Source organism: Pseudomonas sp. PSKL.D1 (assembly GCF_028898945.1).
GTDB lineage: Bacteria > Pseudomonadota > Gammaproteobacteria > Pseudomonadales > Pseudomonadaceae > Aquipseudomonas.
In genome coordinates, this window is record NZ_CP118607.1 from 3810721 (window position 1) to 3824525 (window position 13805).

At 63.6% G+C, this 13805-nt stretch carries 8 protein-coding genes; 4 read left to right on the plus strand and 4 right to left on the minus strand.

The features are described from left to right. Positions 1-4: 4 nt before the first annotated feature. The 3 genes from PVV54_RS16960 to PVV54_RS16970 all read left to right on the plus strand — a co-directional run bounded on the left by PVV54_RS16960 (position 5) and on the right by PVV54_RS16970 (position 3934). Positions 5-247, plus strand: a complete 243-nt coding sequence (locus PVV54_RS16960) for a DUF2934 domain-containing protein (protein ID WP_274906371.1) — start codon at positions 5-7, stop codon at positions 245-247. A gap of 129 nt (positions 248-376) precedes the next feature. After that, the gene (gene glgX / locus PVV54_RS16965; RefSeq protein ID WP_274906372.1) at positions 377-2530 is read left to right on the plus strand and encodes a glycogen debranching protein GlgX; all 2154 of its coding nucleotides are present in this window, start codon (positions 377-379) and stop codon (positions 2528-2530) included. 327 nt (positions 2531-2857) lie between these two features. After that, complete coding sequence (locus PVV54_RS16970) at positions 2858-3934, plus strand: autotransporter domain-containing protein (RefSeq protein WP_274906373.1); 1077 nt, start codon at positions 2858-2860, stop codon at positions 3932-3934. 140 nt (positions 3935-4074) lie between these two features. Here PVV54_RS16970 and glgB read toward each other — a convergent pair whose 3' ends face one another. The 3 genes from glgB to PVV54_RS16985 all read right to left on the minus strand — a co-directional run bounded on the left by glgB (position 4075) and on the right by PVV54_RS16985 (position 11727). Continuing rightward, the gene (glgB, locus tag PVV54_RS16975) at positions 4075-6285 is read right to left on the minus strand and encodes a 1,4-alpha-glucan branching protein GlgB (protein WP_274906374.1); all 2211 of its coding nucleotides are present in this window, start codon (positions 6283-6285) and stop codon (positions 4075-4077) included. Next, a complete protein-coding gene (gene treS / locus PVV54_RS16980) occupies positions 6286-9603 on the minus strand; it encodes a maltose alpha-D-glucosyltransferase (protein WP_274906375.1) in 3318 nt (1105 codons plus the stop codon). A 108-nt stretch (positions 9604-9711) separates the two neighbouring features. Continuing rightward, positions 9712-11727, minus strand: coding sequence for an alpha-1,4-glucan--maltose-1-phosphate maltosyltransferase (locus tag PVV54_RS16985; RefSeq protein ID WP_274906376.1), 2016 nt, complete (start codon positions 11725-11727; stop codon positions 9712-9714). A gap of 140 nt (positions 11728-11867) precedes the next feature. Here PVV54_RS16985 and PVV54_RS16990 point away from each other — a divergent pair, with 140 nt between their 5' ends. Beyond that, positions 11868-12029 (plus strand): hypothetical protein, encoded by a 162-nt coding sequence (locus PVV54_RS16990; RefSeq protein WP_274906377.1) that lies wholly within the window; start codon positions 11868-11870, stop codon positions 12027-12029. A gap of 59 nt (positions 12030-12088) precedes the next feature. Here the strand turns inward: PVV54_RS16990 and PVV54_RS16995 are convergent, their stop codons facing one another. Then, positions 12089-13759 carry an AMP-binding protein gene (locus PVV54_RS16995; RefSeq protein WP_274906378.1) on the minus strand — a complete coding sequence of 557 codons (1671 nt, stop codon included), beginning with the start codon at positions 13757-13759 and terminating at the stop codon, positions 12089-12091. Positions 13760-13805 lie beyond the last annotated feature (46 nt).

Below are 13805 nucleotides of genomic sequence, written 5' to 3' on the forward strand. Positions count from 1 at the left end.
CGTCATGATGAGTGTCGATGAAAAACGTATCCGCGAATTCGCCTACCAGATCTGGGAATCGGAGGGTAAGCCCACCGGTGAGGAAGAGCGGCACTGGGACATGGCACGCAAGCTGGCCGAGGCGGAGGCCCTGGCCCCTAAAGCTGCGCCGCGCAAGAAGGCGGCGGCCAAGCCTAAGGCGGCACCGGCTGAGAAACCGGTAGCGGCGAAGAAGCCCCGGGCGGTGAAGAAGCCGGCTGCGGGGTAAGCCTGTACGGGCCTAGCGCGGCTAAAGCCGCTCCTACAGGGGATTGCGAAACCCTGTAGGAACGGCTTTGGCCGCGATAGGGCCAGCCCTGAAAACATCCCTTCCCACGGCCAGTCGAGGACCGCCGCCATGAGCCCGCGCACCCCAAAGAAAACCCGCTCCGTCGCCCCGTCGCGCATCCGCGAAGGCCTGCCCTTCCCGCTCGGCGCCACCTGGGATGGCCTGGGGGTCAACTTCGCGATCTTCTCGGCCAACGCTACCAAGGTTGAACTGTGCCTGTTCGACTCCACCGGCGAGCAGGAAATCGAACGCATCGAGCTGCCCGAGTACACCGACGAGATCTACCACGGCTACCTGCCCGACGCGCATCCGGGGCTGGTTTACGGTTACCGGGTACACGGCCCGTACGAGCCGGAAAACGGCCACCGCTTCAACCCCAACAAATTGCTGATCGACCCCTATGCCAAGCAGCTGGTCGGCAGCCTGAAATGGTCCGAGTCATTGTTTGGCTACACCATTGGCCACCCCGACGGTGACCTGTCGTTCGACGAGCGCGACAGCGCCCCCTTCGTACCCAAGTGCAAGGTCATCGACCCGGCGTTCACCTGGGGCCGCGACCAGCGCGTGCTCATCCCGTGGGAACGCACGATCATCTACGAGGCCCACACCCGCGGCATCAGCATGCGCCACCCGGCCGTGCCGGAGAAACTGCGCGGCACCTTCGCGGGGCTGGCCAACGATGAACTGCTCAAGCACATCAAGGACCTTGGCGTGTCCAGCATCGAGCTGCTGCCGATCCATGCCTTCGTCAACGACCAGCACTTGCTGGACAAAGGCCTGAACAACTACTGGGGCTACAACAGCATCGCCTTCTTCGCCCCCCACCCGCGTTACCTGGCCAGCGGCAAGATCGCCGAGTTCAAGGAGATGGTCGCGCACCTGCACGACGCGGGGCTGGAGGTGATCCTGGACGTGGTCTACAACCACACCGCCGAGGGCAACGAACGCGGCCCGACCCTGTCGATGCGCGGCATCGACAATGCCTCGTACTACCGCCTGATGCCCGACGACAAGCGCTATTACATCAACGATTCCGGCACCGGCAACACCCTGGACCTCAGCCACCCCTGCGTGCTGCAACTGGTCACCGATTCGCTGCGCTACTGGGCGGGCGAAATGCACGTGGATGGCTTCCGTTTCGACCTGGCCACCATTCTGGGCCGTTACCGCGAAGGCTACAGCGAACGCCACGGCTTCCTCGTTGCCTGCCGCCAGGACCCGATGCTCAGCCAGGTCAAGCTCATCGCCGAGCCGTGGGACTGCGGCCCCGGGGGCTACCAGGTGGGCAACTTCGCCCCCGGCTGGGCGGAATGGAACGATCGCTTTCGCGACACCGTGCGTGCCTTCTGGAAAGGCGACGAAGGCCAGCTGGCCGACTTCGCCTCACGCATGACCGCCTCCGGCGACATGTTCAACAACCGGGGCCGCCGGCCCTATGCCTCGGTCAACTTCGTCACCGCCCATGACGGGTTCACCCTGCGTGACCTGGTGTCGTACAACAGCAAGCACAACGAAGAAAACGACGAAAACAACCAGGACGGCACCGACAACAACCTGTCGTGGAACTGCGGCGTCGAAGGCCCCACCGACGACCCGCAGATCAATGCCCTGCGTACCCGGCAAATGCGCAACTTCTTTGCCACGTTGCTGCTGGCCCAAGGCACGCCGATGATCGTTGCCGGGGATGAGTTCAGCCGTACCCAGCATGGCAACAACAATGCCTATTGCCAGGACAGCGAGATCGGCTGGGTGAACTGGGACCTGGACGAGGAAGGTGAAGAACTGCTGGCGTTCGTCAAACGCCTCACCCGCCTGCGGCTGGCCTACCCGGTACTGCGCCGCTCGCGCTTTCTGGTCGGCGACTACAACGAGGCGATCGGGGTCAAGGACGTGACCTGGCTGGCACCGGATGGCAGCGAGATGAGCGTCGAGCAATGGGAAGACCCGCACGGGCGCTGCCTTGGCATGCTGATCGATGGCCGTGCCCAAGTCAGCGGCATTGCACGGCCGGGGGCCGAGGCAACGATGCTGATCATCGTCAATGCGCACCATGATGTGGTGCCGTTTCTGTTGCCGGCGGTGCCGGAGGGTGAGTACTGGAGTTGCCTGGTGGATACGGACCGGCCGGAGATGCGCAAGCCTCAGCACTTGCAGTTCGACAGCACCTTCGAGGTCAAGGGGCGCTCGTTCCTGTTACTGGCCTTGCAACACGAAGAAGAGTAAACGCTCTAGCAATGTTTCGGCATAGCCAGGTGGCGGCAAATAGCGAACCCCGCTATGCGCCTGGCTTTTCCGATAAAAATCAATGCACTGACGCCTGCCACGCCCCTTGCACGGTTTTTTAACGCATTCTTGACGCCGCGCCTTCCCTCTCCTTAGCTGAACATTATCTAGTCGTAAAAAACTCGCGCCGGGCCTCTAGCTCGCGCCTTCGTGCGTGCCTGCAAAAGCTGGCGTGCTGGTTTGGGTCGCCCTCTGTTTTGCCGTACAGCTCGTGACAACAGGCCAGGTATTTGGGCTGTGCAACACCAAAACAACAGGAGATCCGTCATGAAAAGCACCTCGAATCCCTTGCGTTTCGATCGCATTTTCTACGCGGTTTCCACGTCGATGCTTCTGGCAACCCCGGTGGAAACCTTTGCTTTCGAACTGCAGGATGATCCGACATCTAGCCACTTTCTGCAGCAACCGGCGGTGCCGCAGCTATCGCTCGACCCGGTCACTGCCAGCGGGCTTAGCCTGGGCACACTGAACGCGTTCAGCGAGCAGATGAGCGAGCGCCATGGGCGCGCGGCACCGGACCTGGTCGCCAGCCAATGGTCGCAGTTCTTCCCCAGCATGCCCCGCCAGGGCGCGCAACCACCCGAGCAACTGGAGGCGCCCAGCCAGCAACTGATGATCGGCCCGGACCTGTTCGTGCGCGAAACCAGCGCCGGCAATGTGCACCGTGCCGGGATTTTCGTGGGGCACAACAACCTGCAAAGCAGCTTCAACGGCATGCGCCCGCTGCTGGGTGACAAGCAGCGCAATGCTGTGAACCTGAGCGGCGAAAGCCTGGGCGTTTACTGGAGCATGACCCACGACCAGGGCTGGCACCTGGACGCCGTGGCCATGGGTTCGCGCATCGATGTGCTAGGGCGTGGCGAAACCGGCCAGCGCCTGAACGACAGCGGCCATGCGATGACCTTCTCGCTGGAAGGCGGCTACCCGATCGGCCTGGGTGGCGGCTGGGTGATCGAGCCACAGGCGCAGTTGATCAACCAGCAGTTCTTCCCGGGTAATCAGGTGCAGGAGGAAACCTTGCAGGCCTTTGACAGCCAGCCGAGCTGGAGTGGCCGGGTGGGTGCGAAATTGTCTGGGCGCTATGAAGTGCGTGGCATGCCGATCGAGCCCTATGTGCGGACCAACGTGTGGTATGACTTTACCGATACCAATGAGGTGCAGCTGGACCAGGTGGACAAGATTTCCAGCTCGCGCTACTCGACCACCGTTGAACTGGGGTTGGGGCTGGTGGCGCGGGTGACGCCTTCGGTGGCGCTGTTCGTGAGTGCCGATTACAGCAGTGATGTGGATGGCAATGATTTGAATGGGTTGATTGGTAGCCTTGGGGTCAGGATGCGCTGGTAGCCAGCTCGGGGCCCCTGTAGGAGCGGCTTCAGCCGCGATCACCGGCAAAGCCGGTGCCATTTATCGCGGTGGCTGCATCGCGGCGGTCCGACGTCTCGGTAAATCCGCTCCTACAGGCGCCCTGAGAAAGGGCCAGCTCATCAGGCCGGCTTCATTACCAGTACCCCCAGCGGCGGCAGGTTCAACGCCAGCGACAACGGCTGCCCATGGCTGGCAATTTCCTCACTGCCCACCGCCCCCATGTTGCCCACATTCGACCCGGCATACAGCCCGGCATCACTGTTGAGCAACTCTTCCCAACGCTCCCCGAACGGCACCCCGATCCGGTACCCCTCGCGCGGCACCGGGGTGAAGTTGGCCACCACCAGCAGCGGCTCGCCCTGGCTGCTCCAACGCAACCAGGCATACACGCTGTTGTGCGCATCGTCACCGATCAGCCACTGGAACCCCTGCGGCTGGCAATCCTGCTCGTGCAACGCCGGCAGTTCGCGGTACAGGCGGTTGAGGTCCGACACCAACTGCTGCACCCCCTTGTGCTCGGGGTACTGCAACAGGTACCAGTCCAGCTGGTGGTCATGGTTCCACTCGCGCCACTGGCCGAACTCGCAGCCCATGAACAGCAGCTTCTTGCCCGGGTGCGTCCACATGAAGGTCAGGTAGGCGCGCAGGTTGGCGAACTTCTGCCAGCGGTCGCCGGGCATCTTGTCGATCAGCGAGTGCTTGCCATGCACCACCTCGTCGTGGGAGATGGGCAGGATGAAGTGCTCGGAGTAGGCGTAGATCAGGCCGAAGCTCATTTCGTTGTGGTGATGGGTGCGATGAATGGGGTCGTTCTGGATGTAGTGCAGCGTGTCGTGCATCCAGCCCATGTTCCACTTGTAGGCAAAGCCCAACCCGCCCTGCTGGGTGGGTTGGCTGACGCCCGGCCAGGCGGTGGACTCTTCGGCGATGATCAACGCCCCCGGCGCCTCGTGGGCGGCCACGCCGTTGAGGTGGCGGATGAAGTCGATGGCTTCGAGGTTTTCGCGCCCGCCATGGCGGTTGGGCACCCACTCGCCGGCCTTGCGTGAGTAGTCGCGGTAGAGCATCGACGCCACCGCATCCACCCGCAGCCCGTCGATATGGAAATGCTTCAGCCAGTGCAAGGCCGAGGCCAGCATGAAGCCGCGCACTTCGTTGCGGCCGAGGTTGTAGATGAGTGTATTCCAGTCCTGGTGGTAGCCTTCCAGGGGGTTGTCGTACTCGTACAAAGCCGTGCCGTCGAAACGTGCCAGGCCATGTTCATCAGTGGGGAAATGCGCCGGCACCCAATCGAGGATCACACCAATGCCGCCCTGGTGGCAGGCATCAATGAAGGCAGCGAAGTCCTCCGGCGTGCCATAACGTGAGGTGGGCGCGAACATCGACAGGGGCTGGTAGCCCCATGAGCCGCCAAACGGGTGCTCCATGATCGGCAACAGCTCGATATGGGTGAAATTGAGCTGCTGCACATAAGGCACAAGGCGCTCGGCCAGTTCGCGCCAGTTGTAGAAGCGCGACACTTCGCCCAGGTCGTCCAGCTCGCACTGCCAGGAGCCGGGGTGCAGCTCATAGATCGACAGCGGTGCACTGTAGGCATGGCGCTGCGCACGGTGCGCCATCCAGTCGTCGTCGCGCCATTGATGGCTCAACGCACCGGCCACCTTCGACGCCGTGCTGGGCGGCAGCTCGGTGGCACGCGCCAGCGGGTCGGCCTTCAGCGGCAGAATACCCTGCTTGCCCAGCACTTCGAACTTGTAGGTTTCGCCCACGCCCAGGCGCGGCACGAACAGCTCCCATACCCCGGCGCTGTGGCGCAGACGCATGGGGTGGCGGCGGCCGTCCCAGTTGTTGAAGTCGCCCACCACCGACACGCGCCGGGCGTTGGGTGCCCACACCGAAAAGCACACGCCCGCCACGCCATCCACGTCGATCAGCTGGGCGCCGAAACGGCCGGACAAGTCGCGATGGTTACCTTCGGCAAACAGGTGGAGGTCCATGTCGCCCAGTTGCGGTCCAAAGCTGTAAGGGTCTTCGGTGACCTGCTCGCCACCGGCCCAACCGATTTGCAGCAGGTACGGCTGTGCATCCTCAAGGTGCGCGGTGAACAAACCGGGCACACTGCCCTGCCCCATTTCGGCCAGTACATGCCCGCCATGGCGCGCCAGCACCCGGGCACTCAACGCGCCGGGCAGGAAGGCGCGCACGAACGCCCCCCTCGCCCCGTCGCCATGAGGGCCCAGCACGGCAAAGGGGTCGGCGTGCTCGGCGCGGGCCAGGGCATCCAGGTCCCGTTGCCGAAGGCCGCCGTTTTCACGCGTGGTTGCATTCATCTATGACTCTCCCCAGGTACTGATCAATCCATGCAAGCCATGCAAGGGCACGGCCAGCCAGCTCGGCCGGTTTTCGGCTTCATACGTGATCTCGTAGGCGGCTTTTTCCAGGCAGAACAGTTCCAGTGCGGCGCGCTCGCCCTCGGCCTGTTGCCAGGCATGGGGCATGGCGGCGGTGGCCAGGCCGTAGGCTTCGACAAAGGCGTGGCGCGACTGATGCAGGTACTGCCGGGCAACCCGCTGACGAGCCTGGCGCGCCGGGCCGGAAAGGTCGACCGCAGAGGCGCTGCGCAGGATCATCGCAGCAGCATAGTCGAAGGATCGCAACACGCCGCTGACATCTTTGTAGGGGCTGTGTTTGGCCCGGCGCTCGTCCAGCGGGCGCGAGGGTTCGCCTTCGAAATCGATGAGGTAGGCGTCGCCCTGCACCACCAGGATCTGCCCCAGGTGCAGGTCGCCGTGCACGCGCATCAACAGGCCGCCCTGCGCTTGCCGGGCCAGCTTGTCGATGTGCTGGGCCAGGCCGTCGCGCTGTTGCTGCAGGTCGTCGACCAGGGCCTGGCTGTCGCTGTCGAGGTGGTCACGGTGCTGGGCCAGCAGGTCGAGGGCGTGGCGCAGTTCGGCGCTGATCTGCGCGCCCCAGCGTTGGCTGTCGTCGGCATCGCTGGGCCGCGGCTGGAAGGCCGCATCCTGAGTGGGCGCTGCCAGCAGCAGGTGCATTTCACCCAGGCGCTGGCCAAGCAAGGCGGCAAAACCGTTGAGTTCGGCCAGCGCATCGGTGCGCGCCTCGCCGTCCTGGTGGGCAAGTTCCATTTCGTCACGGATGGCCCGCTCGAGGGTGTTCTGGGTCCAGGCCCAGGCGTCGCCCTGGTTGCTCAGGTAGCCTTGGGCGATCATCAACAGGTGGTCATTGCCCTGCCCGTCCTGGCGGTTGACCCAGGCCAGCAGGGGCGAGATGTTGGCGAAGCCGGCGGCGGTCAGGTAGGCACTCATTTCCAGTTCCGGGTGAGTGCCCGGGTTGACCCGGCGGATCAGCTTGAGCACCACCTTGTCCGCCACCACCACCGAGCTGTTGGATTGCTCGGCACTCAAGTAGCGCACCGCGCTGTCGTCATTCAGGCCCAGCGGCGCCAGCAGCTCGGTACAGGCAAACTGCAGTTCACCCTCGGGGTTGGCGCATGGCAGCTTCAGATTGTCCTGGCAGGCCTTGAGCACGGCGCGGATGAACGGCTCAAGTACGAACCCATCGGTAATCAGCCCCACCTGGCGGCCACGGCGCACACGCGACAGGGCCAATTGCTGGGGCAAAGCGCTGTTGATCTGCTCTTCCGGCAACAGGCCGAACGGCAATTGGTAGCGGGTGGCAACGCCGTCGCTGAGCACTTCGATTTCGCTGAGCAACACCGGCGTGGTGGCGGTGCCGAAGCGCACGCCATAGCACAGGCGTACCTGATCGATCGGGCCTTCCTTGCCGGCGAACCACCGGCGCTTGGGCAAGTACTGCGGCAGCACGGCGCCTTGCAGGGTGTCACTGGCGGGCGCCTCCAGCAATTCTTCCATGCGCTTGCGCAGCACCAGGGTGGTCAGCTCCGGCAGGCCTTCGGTGGCCTGCACATGCCAGCTGGGCATGCGGTCGTGGGCGGCCAGCAGGAACCAATAGAACGCGTAAGGCGGCAACGTCAGCAAAAACGGCAACTGGCCAATCGGCGGGAAGGCGCTGCCGCCGAGCATCTCGACCGGCACCTTGTCGGCGTACTGCGACAGCTCCAGTTCCGCGGCCTGGGCTGCGCGGGACACGTTGGCGACACAGAGGATGGTTTCGCTGTTGCCCTCGGCGTCGGTGTACTCGCGGATGTAGGCCAGAATGCGGCGGTTGCTGGGGGTGAGCATGCGGATGGTGCCACGGCCAAAGGCCTTCTGCTGGTTGCGCACGGCCAGCAGGCGACGGTTCCAGTTGAGCAGCGAATGGGGGTCGTGGGCCTGGGCTTCGACGTTTACGGTCTGGTAGCCGTATAGCGGGTCCATGACCGGTGGCAGCACCAGGCGCTGGGGGTCGGCACGGGAGAACCCGCCATTGCGGTCGGGCGACCATTGCATCGGTGTGCGCACGCCATCGCGGTCGCCCAGGTAAATGTTGTCGCCCATGCCCAGTTCGTCGCCGTAGTAAAGGGTGGGCGTGCCGGGCATCGACAGCAGCAGGCTGGTGAGCAGCTCGATACGCCGCCGGTCACGTTGCAGCAGCGGCGCCAGGCGGCGGCGAATGCCCAGGTTGATGCGGGCGCGGCGGTCTTCGGCGTAGTAGTTCCACAGGTAGTCGCGCTCGCGGTCGGTGACCATTTCCAGGGTCAGCTCATCGTGGTTGCGCAGGAAGATCGCCCACTGGCAGTTGGCCGGGATTTCCGGGGTCTGGCGCAGGATGTCGGTGATCGGAAAACGGTCCTCCATGGCCAAGGCCATGTACATGCGCGGCATCAGCGGGAAGTGGAAGGCCATGTGGCACTCGTCGCCAGCGCCTTCGCCAAAGTACGGGCGGGTGTCTTCGGGCCATTGATTGGCTTCGGCCAGCAGCATGCGGTCGGGGTAATTGGCGTCGATTTCGGCGCGGATGGCCTTGAGCACGGTATGGGTTTCGGGGAGGTTTTCGTTGTTGGTGCCGTCGCGTTCGATCAGGTAGGGGATCGCGTCCAGGCGCAGGCCGTCAACGCCCAGGTCGAGCCAGAAGCGCATCACGTCGATCACCGCCTTGAGCACTTGCGGGTTGTCGAAGTTCAGGTCTGGCTGGTGCGAATAGAAGCGGTGCCAGAAGTACTGGCCGGCGACCGGGTCCCAGGTCCAGTTGGACTTTTCGGTGTCGAGGAAGATGATGCGCGTGCCGTCGTACTTCTGGTCGTCATCCGACCACACGTAAAAGTCCCGCGCCTTGCTGCCGCGCTTGGCATGCCGCGCGCGCTGGAACCACGGGTGCTGGTCGCTGGTGTGGTTGATGACCAGCTCGGTGATCACCCGCAGGCCTCGCTTGTGGGCTTCGGCGATGAAACGTTTGGCGTCGGCCATGCTGCCGTAGTCGGAGTGTACGGCCTTGTATTCGGCGATGTCGTAGCCGTCGTCACGCCGTGGCGAGGGGTAAAACGGGAGCAGCCAGAGGGTGTTCACGCCCAGGTCGGCGATGTAGTCGAGTTTGCCGATCAGGCCGGCGAAATCGCCGATGCCGTCGTTGTTCGAATCGAAGAACGACTTCACGTGCAGCTGGTAGATCACGGCGTCCTTGTACCACAGCGGGTCGTCGATGAAGGCTGCCGGGCGGGAACGCTTGGCCATGGGTGACTCCTTTCAATTCCTGATTCGGGACAGCCTCTGTGTGTGTTTGTGGGAGCGGCCTTGCCGGGACGCCGGACCGGCAAGGCCGCTCCCACATACACACAGCGGTCATGCCTTATGGATGCGCCAGATGCCGAACGGCAAATGCCAGGGCTCGATGCGCATGAACTGGGTTTTGCCGTACCACGACCAGCGGTGGCCGGTCATCAGGTCTTCGCCGTGGGTTTCGGCGTTGTCGTCCAGGCCCAGCTCCCACAACGGCAGCTCGAAATGCGCCTCCTGGGCGTTGTGCGGGTCAAGGCTCACCGCAATCAGGATGTAGTTGTCGCGCTCGGGCGTGCGCTTGGCGAAGTACAGGATGTTGTCGTTCCAGCAGTTGAAGAACGCCACGCCCAGATGCGTTTGCAACGCGCGGTTCTGCCGGCGAATGCGGTTTAGCTGGGCAATCTCGGCAATGATGTTGCCGGGCTGGGTGAAGTCGCGCGGGCGGATTTCGTACTTCTCCGAATCCAGGTACTCCTCCTTGCCGGGCAATGGCGTGCCCTCGCACAACTCAAAACCCGAGTACATGCCCCACAGGCCCGAGCCCATGGTGGCCAGGGCGGCGCGAATCAGAAAGCCTGCACGGCCACTGGTTTGCAGGAAATACGGGTTGATGTCGGGCGTGTTGACGAAGAAATTGGGCCGGTAGCACAGGCTCCACGGCGGCTGGTTGAGCTGCTCGAAATACTCGCGCAGCTCTTGCTTGCTGTTGCGCCAGGTGAAATAGGTATAGCTCTGGGCATACCCCACCTTACCCAGCCGGGCCATCATCGCTGGCCGGGTAAACGCTTCGGCCAGGAAGATCACGTCAGGGTGCTGGCTGCGCACATCGGCAATCAGCCATTGCCAGAACGGCAACGGCTTGGTGTGAGGGTTGTCGACGCGGAAGGTTTTTACGCCCTCTTCAACCCAACTCAACACCACATCACGCAGGGCCAGCCACAGTGAAGGCACGGCGTCGGCGGCATAGAAGTCGACGTTGACGATGTCCTGGTATTTTTTGGGCGGGTTTTCCGCATAGCGGATGGTGCCATCGGGGCGCCAGCTGAACCAGCCGGGGTGCTCCTTGAGCCAGGGGTGGTCCTGGGAGCACTGGATGGCGAAGTCGAGGGCGATTTCCAGGCCATGTTCGGCCGCGGCGGCGACCAGGCGCCGGAAGTCATCGCGCGTGCCCAACTGCGGGTGAATGGCGTCATGGCCACCCTCCGGGCTGCCGATGGCGTATGGGCTGCCGGGGTCGCCGGGCTCGGCGCGCAGGGCGTTGTTACGGCCCTTGCGGTGCTGGGTGCCGATCGGGTGGATGGGCGGGAAGTACAGCACGTCGAAGCCCATGTCGCGGATCATCGGCAGGCGTTGGTGCACGTCGTTGAAGGTGCCGTGGCGCTCAGGGCTGTCGGTGATCGACCGCGGGAACAGCTCGTACCAACTGGCGAACAGAGCCGCCGGGCGGTCGACATCGATGGGGAATTCACGGCTGCGGGTGAGGTAGCTGCGGTGCTCGGCTTCGGTCATCAGCCTTGCCGTGTCGGGGTGCAGCAACAGGGCAACCTGGTCGTTGGCGGTGAGGCCCTGAAGTTGCTGCTGCAGAGCGGCGATTTCTTCGCTGAGTGCGCCATCGCTCAAACCCACGCCCTGGCCAAGCATCAACCGGCCCTCTTCCAGCTCCAACTTTACATCGACGCCAGCGTGAAACTTTTTCTCCAAGTCATGGCAATAGGTGGCGAAAGGGTCAATCCACGCCTCGATGCTGAACAGATGGGCGCCCAATTCGGCAGGCGTGAACTCGGCCTGCCACAGGTCATTGCCCAGCGCCTGCATCGGCACGCAATGTACGCGCCGGCTAGTGGCCTCGTGCCAATTGAGCATGACTGCCAGGCGGTCGTGGCCGTCACTGTAAACCTTGCAGCTGACCGCAACTGGCTGGCCGCTGATGGCCTTGGCGGCGAACGCGCCGCCTTCGAGCACGGGCTGGGTGTCTTCGATCACGATGCGCGGCGCCAACAGCGCCTGGGACAGGCCTATGGCCTGGTGCGGGTGATCGCTCGCCGTGGGCACACTTTCGAAGGGCTCGTTACGTGACATCGGACCTTGCTCCCTTAGGCTTGGCGGTAAGGGTTCAGAGCCGGTCACCCGCGCGGGGTTCAAAAAAATTGAGCGAATGGCAACTGCGTGAAGTCGAAGCCTGCAGTACCTCTTCAAACCACCACACGCGAGGTCAGGCCATGAACATTCCCATTCCACCGGAAACACCAGACCCCAACATCGACGACCCCAGCCTGCCGCCACCCGTGCCGGAAGTGGACCCGGACGAGCTGCCGATCAAGCCAACGGTACCGCCAACGGTGGGGGACCCACCGAGTGAGGAACCACCGGTGAAGGTGTAAGGATAGACAAGGTTTTCGGGCTGGCAGGTTAGGCCCTTTTGCAAAAGGGCCGAACCTGGTCAGCGCGTGATCTCTGCCACACTGATCTCGCGCATGCGGAATTTCTGTACCTTCCCCGTGACTGTCATCGGGAACTCGTCAACAAAGCGGAAATGCCGTGGCACCTTGAAGTGCGCAATGCGTGCCTTGCACCATTCCTGTAATTCTTCGGCGGTGGCGCTGTGCCCGGGGTGCAGTTTGACCCAGGCGACGATTTCCTCACCATACCGGCTGCACGGAATGCCGATTACCTGTGCATCGGCCACGGCCGGGTGGGTGTAGAAAAACTCTTCCAGCTCACGCGGGTAGATGTTTTCACCACCGCGAATGATCATGTCCTTGTTGCGCCCGACAATGCACACATAGCCTTGCTCATCCATCACCGCCAGGTCGCCGGTGTGCATCCACCGCGCGGGGTCGATGGCATCGACCGTAGCCTGCGGGTTGTCCCAATAGCCGAGCATCACGCTGTAACCACGGGTGCACAACTCGCCAATCTCGCCTCGGGCGACGATGCAGCCGTCGGCATCCACCAGCTTGGTTTCCAGCTGGGGCTGGGTACGGCCGACGGTGGTCACGCGCAGTTCCAGCTCGTCGTCCGGGCCGGTTTGCAGTGACACCGGGCTGGTTTCGGTCATGCCGTAGGCGATCTGCACTTCGGCCATGTGCATCTGGTCGATGACCCGGCGCATGACCTCGATCGGGCAGGTGGCGCCGGCCATGATGCCGCTGCGCAGGGTCGACAGGTCCAGGCCTTGCCGGGACGGGTGGTCGAGCATGGCGATGAACATGGTGGGTACGCCGTACAAAATGCTGGCGCGCTCCTCGGCCACAGCCTTGAGCGTGAGCTCAGGGTCGAACGCATCGTTGGGGTAAATCATGGTACTGCCGTGGGTGATGCAGCCCAGGTTGGCCATGACCATGCCAAAACAGTGGTACAGCGGCACCGGGATCACCATGCGGTCAGCGCAGGTCAGCCCCAGGCTGTTGCCGACCATCAGGCCGTTGTTGAGGATGTTGTAGTGGCTGAGCGTGGCGCCCTTGGGCGCGCCGGTGGTGCCTGAGGTGTACTGGATGTTCACCGGCTGGTCGAACTGCAGACTTTGCTGGCGGATGTTGAAAGCCTCGCTGTCCGCCTGCCCTGCCCGCCCGGCCAGCGCCTGCCAGGGCAGAAAGCCTGCGGGTGGGTTGGCCGCCAGGCTGATGACGCCACGCAGGTCGGGCAAGCGCTGGCAGGCGAGCTCACCAGCCGTTGCCGTTGCCAGTTCGGGCGCCAGCTCCTGAACCATGGCGTGGTAATCGGAGGTCTTGAAGGCATCGGCGCACACCAGCCAGCGGCAGCCAGACTGGCGCAGCACGTATTCCAGCTCAGCCACGCGGTAGGCCGGGTTGATATTGACCAGCACCGCGCCGACCTTGGCGCTGGCCACCTGCAATATGCACCACTGGGCGCAGTTGGGCGCCCAGATGCCGACCCGATCGCCGGTGTTCACGCCCAGGGCCATCAATGCGCGGGCGTGCAGGTCGACCTGTTCGGCCAGTTGCAGCCAGGTGTAGCGCAGGCCCTGGTGGCGCACCACCAGTGCTTCGCCATCGCCGTGGCGGGCTACGGTGGCGTCAAAGGCCTGGCCGATGGTCAGGGTGAGCAAGGGTTGGTCCTGGCGACCGCGGGTATAGCTGGGTTGACTCATGGGTGTCCCTTCTTGTGGTTGTTCTGGGCACGGCTGAAGCAAGCGC

Excerpts from the sequence above, each read along its gene's own strand:
- PVV54_RS16970 (WP_274906373.1), top strand. The coding sequence starts at position 2,858 with ATGAAAAGCACCTCGAATCCCTTGCGTTTCGATCGCATTTTCTACGCG.
- PVV54_RS16990 (WP_274906377.1), top strand. The coding sequence starts at position 11,868 with ATGAACATTCCCATTCCACCGGAAACACCAGACCCCAACATCGACGAC.
- PVV54_RS16995 (WP_274906378.1), bottom strand. The coding sequence starts at position 13,759 with ATGAGTCAACCCAGCTATACCCGCGGTCGCCAGGACCAACCCTTGCTC.
- PVV54_RS16960 (WP_274906371.1), top strand. The coding sequence starts at position 5 with ATGATGAGTGTCGATGAAAAACGTATCCGCGAATTCGCCTACCAGATC.
- glgX (WP_274906372.1), top strand. The coding sequence starts at position 377 with ATGAGCCCGCGCACCCCAAAGAAAACCCGCTCCGTCGCCCCGTCGCGC.
- glgB (WP_274906374.1), bottom strand. The coding sequence starts at position 6,285 with ATGAATGCAACCACGCGTGAAAACGGCGGCCTTCGGCAACGGGACCTG.
- PVV54_RS16985 (WP_274906376.1), bottom strand. The coding sequence starts at position 11,727 with ATGTCACGTAACGAGCCCTTCGAAAGTGTGCCCACGGCGAGCGATCAC.
- treS (WP_274906375.1), bottom strand. The coding sequence starts at position 9,603 with ATGGCCAAGCGTTCCCGCCCGGCAGCCTTCATCGACGACCCGCTGTGG.